Origin of the sequence: Shinella sp. JR1-6, from assembly GCF_004284735.1 — a bacterium.
Classification (GTDB): Bacteria; Pseudomonadota; Alphaproteobacteria; order Rhizobiales; family Rhizobiaceae; genus Shinella.
The window spans coordinates 141,531-159,219 of the sequence record NZ_SHMI01000005.1; the positions used below are offsets into that span (position 1 = coordinate 141,531).

Annotated in this window: 20 protein-coding genes; 16 read left to right on the forward strand and 4 right to left on the reverse strand. The window is 62.8% G+C overall.

Annotated features, from left to right (window positions below):
* Positions 1–60 precede the first annotated feature (60 nt).
* From EXZ48_RS10590 to EXZ48_RS10630, 8 genes are all read left to right on the forward strand, one after another.
* On the forward strand, positions 61–846 hold the full coding sequence (locus tag EXZ48_RS10590; protein ID WP_130515841.1) for an alpha/beta fold hydrolase: 786 nt from the start codon (positions 61–63) through the stop codon (positions 844–846).
* Positions 847–934: 88 nt separating this feature from the next.
* On the forward strand, positions 935–1,768 hold the full coding sequence (gene cysE, locus EXZ48_RS10595; RefSeq protein WP_050744023.1) for a serine O-acetyltransferase: 834 nt from the start codon (positions 935–937) through the stop codon (positions 1,766–1,768).
* 152 nt (positions 1,769–1,920) lie between these two features.
* The gene (locus tag EXZ48_RS10600) at positions 1,921–2,124 is read left to right on the forward strand and encodes a DUF3126 family protein (protein ID WP_024271065.1); all 204 of its coding nucleotides are present in this window, start codon (positions 1,921–1,923) and stop codon (positions 2,122–2,124) included.
* Between the two features lie 219 nt (positions 2,125–2,343).
* The gene (locus tag EXZ48_RS10605) at positions 2,344–2,697 is read left to right on the forward strand and encodes a phasin family protein (RefSeq protein WP_130515843.1); all 354 of its coding nucleotides are present in this window, start codon (positions 2,344–2,346) and stop codon (positions 2,695–2,697) included.
* A 296-nt stretch (positions 2,698–2,993) separates the two neighbouring features.
* Complete coding sequence (clpS, locus tag EXZ48_RS10610) at positions 2,994–3,344, forward strand: ATP-dependent Clp protease adapter ClpS (RefSeq protein ID WP_037408383.1); 351 nt, start codon at positions 2,994–2,996, stop codon at positions 3,342–3,344.
* Between the two features lie 9 nt (positions 3,345–3,353).
* Complete coding sequence (gene clpA, locus EXZ48_RS10615; RefSeq protein WP_023515318.1) at positions 3,354–5,864, forward strand: ATP-dependent Clp protease ATP-binding subunit ClpA; 2,511 nt, start codon at positions 3,354–3,356, stop codon at positions 5,862–5,864.
* 253 nt (positions 5,865–6,117) lie between these two features.
* Positions 6,118–6,852: an AzlC family ABC transporter permease gene (locus tag EXZ48_RS10625; RefSeq protein WP_130515845.1), complete on the forward strand. Its 735-nt coding sequence runs from the start codon at positions 6,118–6,120 to the stop codon at positions 6,850–6,852.
* The gene (locus EXZ48_RS10630; protein WP_050744020.1) at positions 6,849–7,193 is read left to right on the forward strand and encodes an AzlD domain-containing protein; all 345 of its coding nucleotides are present in this window, start codon (positions 6,849–6,851) and stop codon (positions 7,191–7,193) included. Before EXZ48_RS10625 ends, EXZ48_RS10630 begins: the two co-directional genes overlap by 4 nt.
* A 49-nt stretch (positions 7,194–7,242) precedes the next feature.
* On the opposite strand, the gene EXZ48_RS10635 is transcribed toward EXZ48_RS10630, so the two are convergent.
* Genes EXZ48_RS10635 through EXZ48_RS10650 form a run of 4 tightly spaced genes read right to left on the reverse strand, consistent with a single transcriptional unit; the run spans position 7,243 to position 10,070 of the window.
* Positions 7,243–7,668, reverse strand: a complete 426-nt coding sequence (locus tag EXZ48_RS10635) for an HIT family protein (RefSeq protein WP_050744019.1) — start codon at positions 7,666–7,668, stop codon at positions 7,243–7,245.
* A 17-nt stretch (positions 7,669–7,685) separates the two neighbouring features.
* Complete coding sequence (locus tag EXZ48_RS10640) at positions 7,686–8,879, reverse strand: GNAT family N-acetyltransferase (protein ID WP_130515847.1); 1,194 nt, start codon at positions 8,877–8,879, stop codon at positions 7,686–7,688.
* A gap of 1 nt (position 8,880) precedes the next feature.
* Positions 8,881–9,606, reverse strand: coding sequence for a glycerophosphodiester phosphodiesterase (locus tag EXZ48_RS10645; protein WP_023515323.1), 726 nt, complete (start codon positions 9,604–9,606; stop codon positions 8,881–8,883).
* Positions 9,606–10,070, reverse strand: a complete 465-nt coding sequence (locus tag EXZ48_RS10650) for a RidA family protein (protein WP_023515324.1) — start codon at positions 10,068–10,070, stop codon at positions 9,606–9,608. Before EXZ48_RS10650 ends, EXZ48_RS10645 begins: the two co-directional genes overlap by 1 nt.
* 179 nt (positions 10,071–10,249) lie before the next feature.
* Here EXZ48_RS10650 and EXZ48_RS10655 point away from each other — a divergent pair, with 179 nt between their 5' ends.
* The 8 genes from EXZ48_RS10655 (at position 10,250) to rseP (ending at position 17,662) form a co-directional block, all read left to right on the forward strand.
* Positions 10,250–11,077, forward strand: coding sequence for a cell envelope integrity EipB family protein (locus EXZ48_RS10655; RefSeq protein WP_024271062.1), 828 nt, complete (start codon positions 10,250–10,252; stop codon positions 11,075–11,077).
* Positions 11,078–11,419: 342 nt separating this feature from the next.
* A complete protein-coding gene (rpsB, locus tag EXZ48_RS10660; protein ID WP_023515960.1) occupies positions 11,420–12,181 on the forward strand; it encodes a 30S ribosomal protein S2 in 762 nt (253 codons plus the stop codon).
* 243 nt (positions 12,182–12,424) lie between these two features.
* Positions 12,425–13,351: a translation elongation factor Ts gene (gene tsf / locus EXZ48_RS10665; protein WP_050744016.1), complete on the forward strand. Its 927-nt coding sequence runs from the start codon at positions 12,425–12,427 to the stop codon at positions 13,349–13,351.
* A gap of 187 nt (positions 13,352–13,538) precedes the next feature.
* Positions 13,539–14,261, forward strand: coding sequence for a UMP kinase (gene pyrH / locus EXZ48_RS10670; protein ID WP_023515958.1), 723 nt, complete (start codon positions 13,539–13,541; stop codon positions 14,259–14,261).
* 57 nt (positions 14,262–14,318) lie between these two features.
* Positions 14,319–14,879, forward strand: a complete 561-nt coding sequence (frr, locus tag EXZ48_RS10675) for a ribosome recycling factor (RefSeq protein WP_023515957.1) — start codon at positions 14,319–14,321, stop codon at positions 14,877–14,879.
* 42 nt (positions 14,880–14,921) lie between these two features.
* A complete protein-coding gene (locus EXZ48_RS10680) occupies positions 14,922–15,668 on the forward strand; it encodes an isoprenyl transferase (protein ID WP_130515849.1) in 747 nt (248 codons plus the stop codon).
* On the forward strand, positions 15,668–16,501 hold the full coding sequence (locus tag EXZ48_RS10685) for a phosphatidate cytidylyltransferase (protein ID WP_023515955.1): 834 nt from the start codon (positions 15,668–15,670) through the stop codon (positions 16,499–16,501). Before EXZ48_RS10680 ends, EXZ48_RS10685 begins: the two co-directional genes overlap by 1 nt.
* Before the next feature lie 33 nt (positions 16,502–16,534).
* A complete protein-coding gene (gene rseP, locus EXZ48_RS10690) occupies positions 16,535–17,662 on the forward strand; it encodes an RIP metalloprotease RseP (RefSeq protein WP_371260060.1) in 1,128 nt (375 codons plus the stop codon).
* Positions 17,663–17,689: the final 27 nt, after the last annotated feature.

A 17,689-nucleotide genomic window follows, 5' to 3' on the forward strand; every position in this document is an offset into this window, starting at 1 on the left:
CGTTTTCTCCGCGGGCAAAGGGCAGTAAGAGCAGGGCATGCAAACGAAAGACGGCCCGCGATGAACCTTGATCCCCCGCCCTTTTCCCGTTTCACCCATGACGGCCTGGAGCTCGCCTTCTTCGACGAGGGCGACCCATCGGGCCCACCGGTGCTGCTGATCCATGGCTTTGCCTCCAGCGCCAATGTCAACTGGGTGTTTCCCGGCTGGCTGAAGACGCTGGGCGATGCCGGCTACCGCGTCATCGCGCTCGACAACCGCGGCCACGGCAAGAGCGCCAAGCCGCATGATCCCACGCTCTACACGCCGCCGCTGATGGCCGGCGATGCGGCCGCGCTGCTCGATCATCTGGCGATCCCCGAAGCCCATGTGTTCGGCTACTCCATGGGCGCGCGCATCACTGCCTTCCTGGCACTCGCCCATCCGCACCGCGTGCGCTCCGTCGTCTTCGGCGGGCTCGGCATCGGCATGGTGGAGGGTGTCGGCGACTGGGACCCCATTGCCGATGCGCTGCTGGCGCCCTCGCTCGACGTGGTGACGCACGATCGCGGCCGCATGTTCAGGGCCTTTGCCGACCAGACGAAATCCGACCGGCAGGCGCTTGCCGCCTGCATCATGACCTCGCGCGATCTCCTGACGGAAGCCGACATGGCGCGCATCGACATGCCCGCGCTGATCGGTGTCGGCACGAAGGACGATATCGCCGGGGCGCCACAGCCGCTCGCCGACCTGATGCCGGACGCAAGGGCGCTCGACATTCCCGGTCGCGACCACATGCTGGCTGTCGGCGACAAGGTCTTCAAGCATGCTGTTCTGGAATTCTATGCGGAGATCGGCGGTCGCTGAGCGGCCGTTTACGACGATGGGCGCCAGCCATTTCGCGCCGGCACCATTTGCTCTATATTGCGTGGGACAGACGACAAGGAGTGCGGCAATGGTCGCGATGAACGAACTCAGGGCCGGCGAGAAGCTCAAGGCCATGGATCCGATCTGGGACAGCCTGCGCGAGGAAGCCCGCGTCGCCGCCCAGGCCGAGCCGCTGCTGGCGGCCTTCCTCTATTCGACGGTGCTGAACCAGCGTTCGCTCGAGGAAAGCGTGATCCACCGCGTCTGCGAGCGGCTCGACCATCCGGACCTGCAGGCCAACCTCCTGCACCAGATTTTCGACGAGATGCTGGAAGACTGGCCGGAATGGGGCGGAATCCTGCGCGTCGATATCCAGGCCGTCTATGACCGTGACCCTGCCTGCCTGCGCTTCCTCGATGCCGTGCTCTATTTCAAGGGATTCCACGCCATCCAGACCCACCGTCTGGCGAACTGGCTGTACACGAAGGGCCGGCGCGACCTCTCGCTCTACCTGCAAAGCCGCTCCTCCAGCGTTTTCCAGACGGACATCAATCCGGCTGCGCGCATCGGCAAGGGCTTCTTTCTCGACCATGCGACGGGCCTCGTCGTCGGCGAGACGGCCGTCATCGGCGACAATGTCTCGATCCTCCACAATGTCACGCTCGGCGGCACCGGCAAGGAGGGGGGTGACCGTCATCCGAAGATCGGCGACGGCGTGATGATCGGCGCGGGGGCCAAGATCCTTGGCAACATCCATGTCGGTCATTGCTCGCGCATTGCTGCTGGCTCCGTCGTGCTCAAGCCCGTTCCACCGAAATCGACCGTTGCCGGCGTGCCGGCCAAGGTGATCGGCGAGGCGGGCTGCAACGAGCCGTCGCGTGCCATGGACCAGCTCCTGGCGGCCTTCGACTACGATCTCTAGCAATGCCAGCGAAGGCGTAACGCAGTTCTGCACCCGGCGTTGCGCGAAGGGCTCCAAAGCGGGAAAAGTCGCTTTCTCTGGGAATTCGAGGGTTTACAGGGCCGGAGGCAGGTGCGAGAAGCGCGGCAAATCAACCGATACGGAGACAGATCGTGAAGCCGGAAGAAATCAGGAAACTCGAGGCCTACTTCAAGCGCAATCTCAACAAGGAGATTGTCATCAAGGCCCGTCCGCGCAAGGATGAGTCTGCGGAAGTCTATCTCGGCGACGAGTTCCTGGGCGTCATCTTCCGCGACGACGAGGACGGCGAACTGTCCTACAACTTCTCCATGGCGATCCTCGACATCGACCTCTGATCGATCGGTATTCGCAAGGTTTAAGGCCCGGCTGCCCTTGGCGCCGGGCCTTTTGTTATTCTTTTGCGACAAATCGGCTTTTGTCAGGTCCAATAATCATACCTATTGCGCAAGCTCTTGCTTTGGTTGCAAAATATTGCAATGCAGCATCTTTGTTGACTTTTTTGTGCATTGCATATAGATTTCGGACCATACCACCGGGATCCAAAGGAGACTTCGATGTTCAATTTCGACGAGGCAAACAAGAAGGGCAAGGAAGCCGTGGACACGTTCGTCAAGAGCTACACCACTGCTGCCCAGAGCTGGCAGGCGATCGCCACCGAGACCGCCGACTATTCGAAGAAGTCCTTCGAGAACGGCGTGGCTCACTTCGAAAAGCTCTCGGGCGTCAAGAGCGTCGAAGCTGCTCTCGAACTGCAGACGGCCTTCGTGAAGTCCTCCTATGAAGGTTTCGTCGCCGAAGCCACCAAGCTCAGCGAAATGTATGCCGATCTCGCCAAGGGCGCCTACAAGCCCTACGAAGCACCGGTCGCCAAGACGACTGCCGCTGCCAAGGCTGCCGTCGCCGCCTGATTTTTTCCAAGTACTGCGTACGCGTATAGCGTTCAAAGGCCGGCTGCGGGCAACCGCAGCCGGCCTTTGCGCGTTCCGGGGATTGCGCGAGGCTGACGCGGCGGCGGCAAATTTCGCTATTTCCTTCGGATGACCCGCGATTATGATTGCAGTGCGAAGCGGGGGTCTTACAATCGTGGGCCGAGACATTAGATAACAGCTCCAGAAGGCAACCTCGGACAAGCGGTGCGCCACAGGCAAAGCGACCGCATGAAGGGCCCGCGGTCCGGGTCACAGTCAAGGGAATGAACACGAAAATGGATGTGAGACGGGTTCGAATGCAGGATGGGGAAGGCGGCGGCGACACTCCCGGTCGCAGCACCTCCGTCATTACCCGCACGAAACCTAAGACGAAGAAGCCGAGCCTGTACCGCGTCCTGCTTCTCAATGATGATTATACGCCCATGGAGTTTGTGATCCACATTCTGGAACGTTTCTTCCAGAAGGACCGCGAAGCGGCGACGCGGATCATGCTGCATGTGCACAATCATGGCGTAGGCGAGTGCGGCGTGTTCACCTACGAGGTTGCCGAAACCAAAGTGACACAGGTGATGGATTTCTCCCGCCAGCACCAGCATCCGCTGCAATGTGTCATGGAAAAGAAATGAGGAACGAACGTGCCAACATTTTCTGCAAGCCTTGAAAAGGCGCTCCACCAGGCACTGACCTACGCGAACGAGCGCCACCACGAATATGCGACGCTCGAGCACCTCCTGCTGGCCCTTATCGACGACGCCGACGCGGCGGCCGTGATGGGGGCCTGCAACGTCAATCTCGACGTGTTGCGCAAGACCGTCACCGACTATGTCGACCATGACCTCGCCAATCTGGTGACGGGCTACGAAGAAGACTCCAAGCCGACCTCCGGCTTCCAGCGCGTCATCCAGCGTGCGGTGATCCATGTCCAGTCGTCCGGTCGCGAAGAAGTGACCGGCGCCAACGTGCTCGTCGCGATCTTCGCCGAGCGCGAGAGTCATGCCGCTTATTTCCTGCAGGAGCAGGAGATGACACGCTACGATGCCGTCAACTTCATCTCGCATGGCATCGGAAAGCGCCCCGGTTCGACCGAGGAGCGAAAGGTGCGCGGCGCGGAGGAGAGCGAGAACGAGCAGAAGCAGACCCGCGGCGCCAGCGAGCAGGAAGAGCCTGCCAAGAAGCAGGACGCCCTGACGGCCTATTGCGTCAATCTCAACGAGAAGGCCAAGAACGGCAAGATCGACCCCTTGATCGGCCGTCATGCCGAGGTCAACCGGACGATCCAGGTCCTGTGCCGCCGCTCCAAGAACAACCCGCTCTATGTGGGCGATCCCGGCGTCGGCAAGACCGCTATAGCCGAGGGCCTCGCCAAGCGCATCGTCGAGGGCAAAGTGCCGGAAGCGCTCGCTGACGCGACGATCTTCTCGCTCGACATGGGCACGCTGCTCGCCGGAACGCGCTATCGCGGCGATTTCGAAGAACGGCTGAAGCAGGTCGTCAAGGAGCTCGAAGACTATCCGGGCGCTGTGTTGTTCATCGACGAGATCCATACGGTGATCGGCGCCGGCGCAACGTCCGGCGGGGCGATGGACGCCTCGAACCTCCTGAAGCCGGCGCTGTCTTCCGGTGCGATCCGCTGCATCGGCTCGACGACCTACAAGGAGTACCGCCAGTTCTTCGAGAAGGACCGGGCGCTTGTCCGCCGCTTCCAGAAGATCGACGTCAACGAGCCGACCATCGACGACACGATCGAGATCATGAAGGGGCTGAAGCCCTACTTCGAGGAGTATCACAAGCTGAAATACTCCAACGAGGCGATCAAGACGGCGGTGGAATTGTCGGCGCGCTACATCAACGACCGCAAGCTGCCGGACAAGGCGATCGACGTGATCGACGAGACCGGTGCGGCCCAGATGCTGCTGCCCGTGGGGAAGCGCCGCAAGTTGATCACCGAGAAGGAGATCGAGGCGACGATCGCCACCATGGCCCGCATTCCGGCAAAGACGGTGTCGAAGGACGACGAGCAGGTTCTTGCCAACCTCGACAAGGAACTGCGCTCCGTCGTCTACGGCCAGGACCTTGCCATCGAGGCGCTGTCGTCGGCGATCAAGCTTGCCCGCGCGGGCCTGCGCGAGCCGAACAAGCCGATCGGCTGCTACCTCTTCTCCGGCCCCACCGGCGTCGGCAAGACGGAAGTCGCCAAGCAGCTCGCATCGTCGCTCGGCGTGGAACTCCTGCGCTTCGACATGTCGGAATACATGGAGCGGCACACGGTCTCGCGTCTGCTCGGTGCACCTCCCGGCTATGTCGGCTTCGACCAGGGCGGTCTCCTGACCGATGGCGTCGATCAGCATCCGCATTGCGTGCTGCTGCTCGACGAGATCGAGAAGGCGCATCCGGACCTCTACAACATTCTGTTGCAGGTCATGGATCACGGCTCGCTGACCGACCACAACGGCAAGAAGATCGACTTCCGCAACGTTATCCTGATCATGACGACCAATGCGGGCGCGTCCGACATGGCCAAGGCTGCCATCGGCTTCGGCTCGTCGAAGCGCGAGGGCGAGGACATGGAGGCGATCAACCGCCTGTTCACGCCGGAATTCCGCAACCGTCTCGATGCGATCATCCCGTTCGGCTCGCTGCCGACGCCGGTCATCCATCAGGTCGTGCAGAAGTTCGTCATGCAGCTGGAAACCCAGCTTGCCGAGCGCAACGTCACCTTCGATCTCCAGCAGGAGGCAATCGCCTGGCTGGCCGAGAAGGGCTACGACGAGAAGATGGGTGCCCGTCCGTTGGCGCGTGTCATCCAGGAGAACATCAAGAAGAAGCTGGCCGACGAAATCCTCTTCGGCAAGCTCAAGAAGGGCGGCGTCGTGCGCGTCTCCGTCGGTGTGAAGGAAGACGGCTCGAAGGGCCTGATTCTCGACGCCGTGCCGGAGACGGCGCGGATCAAGCCAAAGGCCGAGGTCGAGGAGGCTGCCGCCAAGAAGGCCAAGCCCCGCAAGCCCAAGGAAACCGTCGCCGCGGAGGCCGCGCCCGCCAAGGCTCGCTCCTCGAAGAAGGTGGTGGAGGCCAAGGCAGAGGAACCGAAGGACGAGCCGCCGCGCAAGTCGTCCGGCGCCGTTCCGAAGGTGCCGCGCAAGAAATAACGGTTTGATGAAACGAATGGGCCGGGCAGGCGACTGCCCGGCCTATATTGTTGAGGACGTGGCGCAAACCGTCGCTCCGCCGCAAACCTTTCCTCCGCAATGGCCGGGCTTGCCCCGATCATCCAGCGCTACGGGGCGGGTGTGGATCCTCGGGTCGGAGGCCAGAGATGACAGCAGTGGGCGAAGTGAGCTTGCCAACTCATGGGGCCGGGACAAAAATCCGTACGGCCTTGCTTTGCTACAAGAGAATTGAATGACCGCCCCGCCCGAACCCCAACCCCAAATCCACTGGTTCCTCCTCGGCATGCGCGGCATCTTCAGCCTGCCGGCAATCATCCTGATGCTGTCCTTCGTCGGTTTCGCGGCTTTTACCGCGGAAGCGAAGATCCCGGTCGACCAGGTGATGTTCATGACCGGCATGGTCTGGGCGCTGCCGGCAAAAGTGATTCTCGTCGGCTCCATGCTGTCGGGTGCGCATATCGCCACGGCCTTTCTCGCGGTGACGCTTTCGTCGGTGCGGATGATGCCGATGGTGGCGGCGCTCATTCCGGAAATCCGCACCAGCCGCACGCCGACCTGGCTGTTGCTGATCATCTCGCATTTCGTCGCCATCACCGCCTGGGTCTTTGCGATGGAGAAGGTAAGGGACGTGCCGCGTCGGGGCCGCGTCGCCTTCTTCGCCGGCTTTGGCGTAACATTGACGCTCACCAATATTGTGCTCGTCGGTCTCGTCTATGGTGCGGTCTCGGAATTTCCGCCGATCGTTTCCGGCTGTCTCTTCTTCCTGACGCCGGTCTACTTTCTGACCTCGATCTGGATTTCAGCGCGTCACCGGGTGATCTACTGGGCGCTCGGCATCGGCTTGGCGCTCGGTTACGTCTTCGCGGTCGTCGCGCCGGAATATGATATCCTCCTGACCGGCGTCATCGGGGGGACCGCGGCCTGGTGGGGCGAAAGGGCGCTGCGCCGCCGGGAGGCCGCACGATGAGTTTCGATGGTCTTTGGCCTTACATCTACATCGCCGTCGCCGGCTGGCTGGCGACGGACCTTTGGCGCTGGGCGGGCGTCATCGCCGGCAATCGCATCGACGAGCGGTCCGAGGTCCTGAACTGGGTGAGGGCGGTGGCGACGGCGCTGGTGGCGGCGGTCATCGCCAAGCTGATCTTCTTCCCGACCGGCACGCTGGAGGCTTCGCCTCTCTGGCTGCGCCTCGGGGCTGTCGTGTTCGGCGGTCTCTGCTTCTTCTTCGGCGGCCGATTCAGGCAGATCGCCGGCATCGCCGCGGCCATCGCTTTCCTTGCCGCAGGGCTGGCGCTGCTCGGCGTTTGAAACGGAGCGCGCCTTCCGCGCGCTCCGTCTCCAGCTTTCGTGGTGTTTCTTACCGCGCCAGTGCCCTGCGCAGCTTTTCCGCATTGGCGGCAAGCACGCTCTGGTCTTCCATCGTACCGGAATGCGGCTTCAGCGGCAGGCCCTCGACGCGCGGGATGACGTGGAAATGCAGGTGGTAGACGGTCTGGCCGGCGGCCGGTTCGTTGAACTGCATGACAGTGACGCCATCGGCCTCAAAAGCCTCCTTGGCGGCGGCCGCTACTTTCTGCACCACCGGCAGCAGGCGCGACAGCGTCTGGGGGGCAGCGTCGAGGATGTTGCGCGACGGCGTCTTGGGAATGACGAGCGTATGCCCGTTTGCCTGCGGCATCACATCCATGAAGGCGACGGCGTCGTCATCCTCGTAGACGCGGTGCGAGGGGATCTCGCCGCGCAGGATCTTTGCGAAGATGTTGTTCGTGTCGTAGGCGGTCATGCTCGTCTCCGATGTGCTCAGTCGTTGTCGTCTTGGCCGCCGCTGCGGCGGAAGGGGCCGTGTTCGGCAAGGTATTCGCCCGTCGCCTCGACGTCGCGGCGCTCGCGCTCGAGATAGTCGGCGACGGCGCGCCGAAGGCCGGGATGGGTGATGTAGTGAGCCGAATGGGTGGTGACGGGCAGATAGCCGCGCGCCAGCTTGTGCTCGCCCTGCGCGCCGGCCTCGACCCGCGCCAGACCCTTCTCGATCGCGAAATCGATGGCCTGATGGTAGCAGACCTCGAAATGCAGGAAAGGGTGGTCCTCGACGCAGCCCCAGTGCCGGCCGAAGAGCGTATCGCCACCGATGAAATTGATCGCGCCGGCGATGTAGCGGCCGTTGCGCCTGGCCATGACGAGCAGGATATCGTCTGCCATGCGTTCGCCGATCAGGCTATAGAACTGGCGGTTGAGATAGGGCCGGCCCCATTTGCGGCTGCCGGTGTCCATGTAGAAGGCGAAGAACTGGTCCCAGATTTTTTCGGTCAGGTCCCTTCCGGTCAGCCAGTCGATCTCGATGCCGTTTTCCACCGCCGCCCGTCGCTCCTTCTTCAGCGCCTTGCGCTTGCGGGAGGCGAGCGTTTCCAGGAAGTCGGCATGCGAGCCGTAGCCCTCATTGAGAAAATGGAACTGCTGGTCGGTACGGTGGAGGTAACCCGCGGCCTCGAAAACCGGCATTTCCCCTTCCGGGACAAAGGTGACATGGGCGGAGGAGACGCCGTGGCGTTGCGACAGTTCCTTCAACCCTTCGGCAAGGGCGGCCTGGCTGGCGATGACCGGCCGGTCGGTCCGGTGCAGCAGCCGCGGGCCGGTCGCGGGCGTGAAGGGAATGGCGGCCTGCAGTTTCGGATAATAGCGCCCGCCGGCGCGCTCCAGCGCATCGGCCCAGCCATGGTCGAAGACATATTCTCCCTGGCTGTGGTTCTTCAGATAGACGGGCAGGGCGCCGAGAAGGTCGCCGTCGTCGTTCTCCAGCAGGAGATGCTGGCCGAGCCAGCCGGTCTCTGCCGTGGCGCAGCCCGACTGTTCCAGCGCGGAGAGGAAGGCGTGGCTGACAAAGGGGTTGTACGGCACCGAAGCGTCGCCTCTGGAGGCGCCGGAAAGGCGCCCCCAGTCGTCCGCCGCAATGTCGGCGAAGCTCGTTTCGACGCGGATTCGCACCGTCCCGCTCATCCTATGCCGTCAAGGCCTCGCGCGGATCGAAACCCTCGAAGGTCATCTGGTCCGCGTTGAGTGCCGTAATCGTGCGCGCTTCGTCGTCGCGCACCGTCCAGGTGATGACCTGCCGGCCGAGGTCGCGCTGCCGGCTGATGAAGGCGTTCGGCAGGTGGCCGTAGTGGTAGGAGATGAAATCGAGCCCGAGCTGCATGGCTTCCTCGTGCACGGCGAAATTCTCCGGCCGGGCGCCTTCCGCCGTCAGGCCGACGGGGCGGCTGGTGCCGATCGCCGTCAAATCCTTCAAAAGCCAGTGATCGAAGCTCATCAGCGCGACGGGCCCGTCATAGTCTTCGATCGTGTCGAGCACGGCCATCGCGAAACCGTCATCGTCACCTTCGCGCCCCTTCAGCTCCAGGACGAGCGGCACACGGCCCTTCACGAGGTCGAGCAGCCGGCGCAGTGTCGGCACGCCGTCTTCCGTGCCGCCGACCTTCAGCAGGCCGAGTTCGGCGGCGGTGCGCTGGCGCACGTCCCCCTCGATGCCGCACAGCCGCTTCAGGTCGTCGTCATGGAAGACGACGGGTACGGCATCGGCGGCATATTGCAGGTCGCATTCGATGGCGAAGCCGGCATCGGCCGCGCGCGCGAAGGCAGAAAGCGTGTTTTCCCAGACCTTGCGGTTGAGATCGTGATAGCCGCGATGGGCAATCGGCCGCTCGGTCAGCCAGGGGAATTTCTGCATCAGGCGATTTCCATGATGGCGTCGATCTCGACGGCCGCATTGAGGGGAAGCGCTGCCATGCCGACGGCGGCGCGGGCATGTTTGCCGGCATCGCCAAGAGCTGCGACGAGGAAGTTCGATGCGCCGTTGATGACGAGGTGCTGCTCGACGAAATCCGGCGCGGAGGCGACGAAGCCGTTGATCTTGATGATGCGCTTGATGCGCGAGAGGTCCCCGAGGGCGGCCTTGGCCTGGGCGAGAAGGCCGAGTGCGCACAGTTCCGCTGCCTTCTGGCCGCCGGCGACATCAACGTTCCGGCCGAGATGTCCGGTGACGGCGAGCTTGCCGTCCAGCATCGGCAGCTGGCCGGAAATGTGGAGCACGTTGCCGCTGATGACGAAGGGCACGTAGTTGGCGGCCGGTGCTGCCGCCACGGGAATGTCGTAGCCCAGTTCCTTGACGCGGTTTTCGATTTCAGCGGACATTCCGGTCTCCGTTTCTTGTTGCCGGTCCATAGATAGGATCGGCTGGTGGCGGCTGTGAGGGGCATTGCGGCGCAGATCGTCGCAATGGAGGAAATGAAGTTGGCAAGAGGTGGATATTGCCTCGCTTTTGCCGGAAGAGTTCATATAACATCGCGACCGACTTCAACAGGAGGAAACGGATGTTTCGTTCAGCCTTTGTCGCGGCCCTGACGGCCGGGGCATGCTTCGCCGGCAGCGGCGTCTCGAGCGCCTTTGCCACGCCGGCGACCGGGCTTGCGCCGCACCGCGCCGTCTATGACCTCAAACTGAAGGATGCGACCGAGCGCTCCGGCATCGCCGGCATGTATGGCCGCATGGTCTATGAGTTCAACGGCAGTCCGTGCGACGGCTATACGGTCAGCTTCCGCTTCGTCACGCAGGTCAATACCGGCGAGGAGACGCGCCTCACGGACCAGCAGACGACGACCTACGAGGACCTGAAGACCGGCAGCTTCCGCTTCCTCACCCGCTCCTTCACCGACGAGAAGCTGGACAAGGAGGTGCGCGGCACGGCGCGCGAGGACAAGAAGGGCGTCAGCGTCGATCTGACAGCGCCGGACACGAGACAGGTGGAGCTTGCCGCAAGCCGCTTCCCGACCGAGCACATGCTCGACGTCATCGATCGGGCCAAGAAGGGCGAGCGTTTCTTCGAAGCGCGCCTCTTCGATGGCTCGGATGCGGGCGACAAGACGCTGATGACGACCGCCGTCGTCGGCAAGAAGGAAAAGCCCAAGGCGGGTGATCCGGACGCCGACAAGGCCGGTTCCTTCTCCAAGGAGGCCTTCTGGCCGGTCTCGATCGCCTACTACAACGACACGAGCGAAGGCGATGCGTTGCCGGTCTACCGTATGTCCTTCAAGCTCTACGAGAATGGAATCACCCGCGATCTCACCATGGACTATGGCGAGTTCGTGTTGAGCGGGAAGCTTGCCAAGCTGGAGATGTTCAAACAGCAGGAATGCAAGTAGGCGGTTTTGGCTTACCGGTCACCCTAACCCTCTCCCCGCAGGCAGGGAGAGGGAATGTGCCAAACGAGCGGTATTGATTGGGAAAACCGGCGCGGCTTATCCCTTCGCCCCGCTGCGGGGAGAGGGTGGCTGGCAGGCCGGATGAGGGGCGAAACTGCACAGGAGATGCCTTTTTTACCCTGCGGCCCTTGATTTGCCGGCAAACTGCGGTTAAAGGGCCGCTCATTCCACACGTAAGGCATGGGATCGTCCGGGAGAAATCCGGACCGTTCCGCCCGGTGGCGCTTCCGAAGGAAGTGCTGTTCGCCTTGCGGAGGTTCAACCGGAAAAGGATAACTAGGCATGGCATTGCCCGATTTTTCTATGCGCCAGCTTCTGGAAGCTGGTATTCACTTCGGCCACCAGACGCACCGCTGGAACCCGAAGATGAAGCCGTACATCTTCGGCGACCGTAACAACGTTCACATCATCGACCTGGCACAGACCGTTCCGCTGCTGTCGCGCGCCCTTCAGGTCGTGTCCGACACCGTTGCCGGTGGTGGCCGCGTTCTGTTCGTCGGCACCAAGCGCCAGGCTTCGGACATCATCGCCGATGCAGCCAAGCGTTCGGCCCAGTACTACGTCAACGCCCGCTGGCTCGGCGGCATGCTGACGAACTGGAAGACGATCTCCAACTCGATCCAGCGCCTGCGCAAGCTCGACGAGATCCTGTCCTCGGAAGGCTCCGGCTATTCCAAGAAGGAGCGCCTGACCCTCGAGCGCGAACGCGAGAAGCTTGAAAAGGCCCTCGGCGGTATCCGCGACATGGGCGGCACGCCGGACCTGATGTTCATCATCGACACCAACAAGGAGTCGATCGCGATCCAGGAAGCCAAGCGTCTCGGCATCCCGGTCGTCGCCATCATCGACTCGAACTGCGATCCGGACCCGATCGATTTCCCGATCCCCGGCAACGACGACGCCTCGCGCGCCATCGCCCTTTACTGCGACCTGATCGCGCGCGCTGCCATCGACGGCATCGCACGCCAGCAGGGCGCTTCGGGCCGCGACCTCGGTGCTTCCGCTGAAGTTCCGGTCGAGCCGGCTCTCGAAGCCGAAGCATAAGGCAAAGGTCGGAGCGGTGTCTTTCGCTCCCGCTTTTCTAGATGACCGAGGCCAGAGAGACGATCCCTGGCCTCGGCTTGTTTGAAGACCCTGTCTGCCACGATCCCCAAGGATCGTTTTGCGGCGACAGGCCAGAGGTGATCTTCATCACCCTGTCACACTTCCGGGTACATTCGTTCCCAAAACCTTGAGTTCGCCGAGGTTTTCCGGCGACACGCAACAAGAACCGACAAGAGGCTCACAATGGCTGAAATCACCGCTGCATTGGTGAAGGAACTGCGCGAAAAGTCCGGCGCAGGCATGATGGACTGCAAGAAGGCGCTGGCTGAAAACAACGGCGACATCGAAGCAGCAATCGACTGGCTGCGCGCCAAGGGCATCGCCAAGGCCGACAAGAAGTCCGGCCGCACCGCGGCTGAAGGCCTGATCGGTATCGCCAGCGCCGGCACGAAGGCTGTTGTCGTCGAAATCAACTCCGAAACCGACTTCGTTGCCCGCAACGATGCCTTCCAGTCCATGGTTCGCGGCGTTGCCGACGTAGCCCTGACGACCGACGGCACCGTTGAAGCCGTTGGCGCCGCCACCTATCCGGCAACCGGCAAGTCGGTCACCGACACGATCAAGGACGCTGTCGCCACCATCGGCGAAAACATGAACCTGCGCCGCTCGGTCCTGCTGTCGGTCGAAGACGGCGTCGTCGCGACCTACATCCACAACGCTGCTGCCGACCGTCTCGGCAAGCTCGGCGTTCTCGTGGCGCTGAAGTCGACCGGCGACAAGGAAGCCCTGAACGCCATCGGCCGCCAGGTCGCCATGCACGTCGCTGCAACGGCTCCGCTCGCCATCCGCGCCGAAGAAGTCGACGCCGCTGTCGCCGAGCGCGAACGCAACGTCTTCATCGAGCAGTCGCGCGCTTCCGGCAAGCCGGACGCGATCATCGAGAAGATGGTCGAAGGCCGCATGCGCAAGTTCTTCGAAGAAGTCGCCCTCTTGTCGCAGGCCTTCGTCATGAACCCCGACCTCACGGTCGGCGCTGCCGTCAAGGAAGCTGAAAAGACCGTCGGCGCGCCGATCGAAGTCGTCGGCATGGCCCGCCTGCTGCTCGGCGAAGGCGTCGAAAAGGAAGAAACCGACTTCGCCGCAGAAGTCGCAGCCGTCGCCAAGGGCTGATTTTCTTAATCCCGTTAGGGAAAAGAACAGGGCGCCGCGTGACAACGCGGCGCCCTTCGTGTATCCGGCTTGCCGAAATGCCTGCCCCGAAATTCTCAAGCGGCGATGGCTGCCCTCAAGCGGGACCGCCCTCGGTTCTGCCCGGCTGCCGGTTCGGGAGAGCAGGCGCACGAGTTCAGGAGCGACCATGACGGCCAAGCCAATCTACAAACGTGTTCTGTTGAAAGCCTCCGGCGAGGCGCTGATGGGCTCGCAGGGCTTCGGCATCGATGTCGCGGTGGCCGATCGCATCGCCTCGGATATTGCCGAGGCGCGGGCGCTCGGCGTCGAGGTCGGCGTCGTGGTCGGCGGCGGTAACATCTTCCGCGGCGTTGCCGTTGCCTCCAAGGGGGGCGACCGCGTTACCGGCGACCACATGGGCATGCTGGCGACCGTGATCAACGCGCTGGCGCTGGCCACTTCGCTGCGCAAACTCGACATCGACACCGTCGTCCTCTCGGCCATCGCGATGCCGGAGATCTGTGAAAGCTTCTCCCAGCGCGCGACGCTCCATCATCTCTCGCTCGGCCGCGTGGTGATTTTTGCCGGCGGCACGGGCAACCCGTTCTTCACGACTGATTCGGCCGCGGCACTGCGTGCTGCCGAAATGGGTGCCGAAGCGATCTTCAAGGGCACGCAGGTCGACGGCATCTATTCTGCAGACCCGAAGAAGGACCCGACCGCCACGCGCTTCGACCGCCTGACCCACAGCGAAGTGCTCGAAAAGGGCCTTGCCGTCATGGACGTCGCCGCGGTTGCCCTGGCGCGTGAAAACTCCATCCCGATCATCGTCTTCTCCATCCATGAGAAGGGCGGTTTTGCCGAAATATTGACCGGCGGCGGTCGCGGGACCATCGTAACCGACAACTGATTCTTGAGGCGCGTACGCGAACCGCGTGCAGCCGCTCTATGAAAACGGGAGTATCCGATGAGTGAAGGTATTGACCTGAAGGAACTGAAGCGCCGCATGGATGGCGCGATTTCGGCCTTCAAGAACGACATCGCGTCGCTGCGCACCGGCCGCGCCTCGGCCAACGTGCTCGATCCGGTGCAGGTCGAGGCCTACGGTTCGCGCGTGCCGCTGAACCAGGTCGCCAACATCTCCGTTCCGGAGCCGCGCATGCTGTCGGTTTCCGTCTGGGACAAGGGCATGGTCGGCGCCGTCGAGCGCGGCATCCGCGAATCGAATCTCGGCCTTAACCCGATCATCGACGGCCAGAATCTGCGTATTCCGCTGCCGGAGCTCAACGAGGAGCGCCGCAAGTCGCTCGTCAAGGTTGCGCATGACTATGCCGAAAAGGCCAAGGTGGCGGTCCGCCATGTGCGCCGCGACGGCATGGACGACCTCAAGAAAGCCGAAAAGGATGGCGATATCGGGCAGGACCTGTCCCGCAGCCAGTCCGAAAAGGTGCAGAAGATGACGGACGACACGATTTTGGACGTCGATCGCTTGCTTGCCGAGAAGGAAAAGGAAATCATGCAGGTTTAAGGCGTTCGCCACCTGCATTTGTTTTCCTTTTCCGGATTGCCCATGAACCAACTTTCGCCCAGCACTGCGCCGGCACACGTCGCCATCATCATGGATGGCAACGGACGCTGGGCGAATGCACGCGGCCTGCCGCGCGCCATGGGGCACCGCAAGGGTGTCGAAGCGGTGCGCGAGGCCGTGCGCACGGCCGCCGAATGCGGCGTGCGCTATCTCACGCTCTTTGCCTTCTCCTCGGAAAACTGGAGCCGGCCGGAGAGCGAGATCACCGATCTGATGGGGTTGCTGAAGACCTTCATCCGGCGTGACCTTGCGATTCTCCACCGCGAGAACGTGCGCATCCGCGTCATCGGCGACAAGTCGAACCTGTCGAGCGATATTCTGCCGCTGCTGCTGGAGGCAGAAGAGACGACTCGGGAAAATTCTGGCATCACGCTGGTCATCGCCTTCAACTACGGTTCGCGTGACGAGATCGCGCGCGCCGTCAGAAAACTTTCCGAAGAGGTTGCCGCGGGCCGGCTCGATCCGGCTGCGATCACGCAGGAGCGCATCGGCGCATCGCTTGATACTGCCGGCATTCCCGACCCCGACCTCATCATCCGCACCAGCGGCGAGGAGCGGCTTTCCAATTTCCTGCTTTGGCAGGCGGCTTATGCGGAACTGATGTTCATTCCCGAATTCTGGCCCGATTTTTCGCGCGACACCTTTGTCGCCGCGCTGTCGCGTTATGCCATGCGCGAGCGCCGCTTCGGCGGTCTGCAGGCGGCAAAGACGCTTGCGGTGGGTTCGTGATGCACAGTGAACTGCGCCTGCGCATTCTCTCCGGCATTGTTCTGGCAGTCGTCGTGCTGGCTGCGACCTGGCTTGGCGGCCTTGCCTTCCGTCTGCTCGCTTCGGCCATCGCGCTGCTCGTCTACTATGAATGGTCGACGATCACCCGCATGTCGGAAACGGATTTCCGCGCCAATGCCTTCGGCTGGCTGTCGACCGTTCTCGTCGCGGCGCTGGTGCTCTTCGGCTTTGACGAGCTTGCGCTGCCCGTGCTGATTGCCGCCACACTGGTCGGCATCGTCTATGCGGTTGCGCTGAAGGGCAGCGGCTGGCTTGCCGGCGGCATTGTCTATTCCGGCCTGACGGTGATCTCGCTCGCTGCCATTCGCGGTGACACCGCCCATGGCTTTGCCGCCATGCTGTTCATTTTCGCCGTCGTCTGGGCGACGGACATCCTCGCCTACTTCGTCGGCCGGGCGATCGGCGGGCCAAAGCTCGCTCCGCCCATCTCGCCCGGGAAGACCTGGTCGGGGGCGATCGGCGGGGCGATTTCGGCGGTTGTTGCCGGCACGCTCGTGCATATGGTCTTCTTCCCGCTGAATGGCCTGTGGGTACCGGCCATTGCGCTCGTGCTCTCGGTGTTCAGCCAGATCGGCGACCTTTTCGAATCCTTCATCAAGCGCCGCTTCGGCGTGAAGGATTCCAGCCGCCTCATTCCGGGACATGGCGGCGTCATGGACCGGGTGGACGGCCTTGTTTTTGCCTGCTTCGCCGCGTTCCTCATTGCGCTTGGCGATGCGATCGTTTCGGGCACCGTCAACACGCCGGCCGGCGTGTTCCTTTTCGGCCCGTAGCGGCGACACAGACTGGGGATTGGGACCATGGACATGCTGGCTGGCTCCGTTGGATTCGTGACGGGCTATATCCTTCCCTTTCTGATCGTACTGACCCTCATCGTTTTTGTGCACGAGATGGGTCACTATCTCGCCGGCCGCTGGTCCGGCATCGGCATTACCGCCTTTTCCGTCGGGTTCGGCCCGGAACTTCTCGGTTTCACCGATCGTCACGGCACACGCTGGAAGCTCTCCGCCATTCCGCTCGGCGGCTATGTAAAATTCCTCGGCGATGACGACCCGGCGTCCATTCCGGATTACAATGCCGTCGCCGCACTGCCGGATGATGTGCGCAAGCGCACCTTCCTCGGCGCTGCGCTCTGGAAGAGGGCCGTCACGGTCGCCGCCGGCCCCATCGCCAATTTCATTCTTGCCATCGCCATTTTCGCCGTGATGTTCTCCATCTATGGCCGGCAGATCGCCGATCCGATCGTGGCCGAAGTCCGGCCGGACAGCGCCGCCCAGGAGGCCGGCGTGCGCCCGGGCGACCTGCTTGTCGCGCTCGACGGCAATCCGGTGGCGACCTTCGACGACGTGCGCCGCTATGTCAGCGTGCGTCCGGAACTGACGATCAAGGTGACGGTACGCCGCGATGGCCAGGATCTCGACCTGCCCATGGTGCCCAAGCGTACCGAGATCACCGACCAGTTCGGCAACAAGATCGAGCTTGGCCTGATCGGCATCGTGACCAATCAGGAAAGCGGCAATTTCCGTGTCGTCGAATACGGCCCGGTCGAGGCCGTGGGGCAGGGCGTGCTGCAAAGCTGGCACATCGTGACGGGCACGTTCGACTATCTCTCCAACCTCGTCATGGGGCGCATGAAGGCCGATCAGCTCGGTGGACCTATCCGCGTGGCGCAGGCTTCAGGCCAGATGGCGACGCTCGGTGTTGCCGCCCTGCTTCAGCTTGCCGCGGTTCTGTCTGTTTCCATTGGACTTTTGAACCTGATGCCGGTTCCGGTACTTGATGGCGGCCATCTGATGTTCTATGCGGTGGAGGCTATCCGGGGCAGGCCAGTCGGGCCCGGGGCGCAGGAGATCGCATTTCGCATCGGCATGGCGCTGGTGTTGATGCTGATGGTCTTTGCGACCTGGAACGACATTTCCATGCTTCTTGGCTAAGGTTTGCCGGTCTTCCGGCAGGAATCA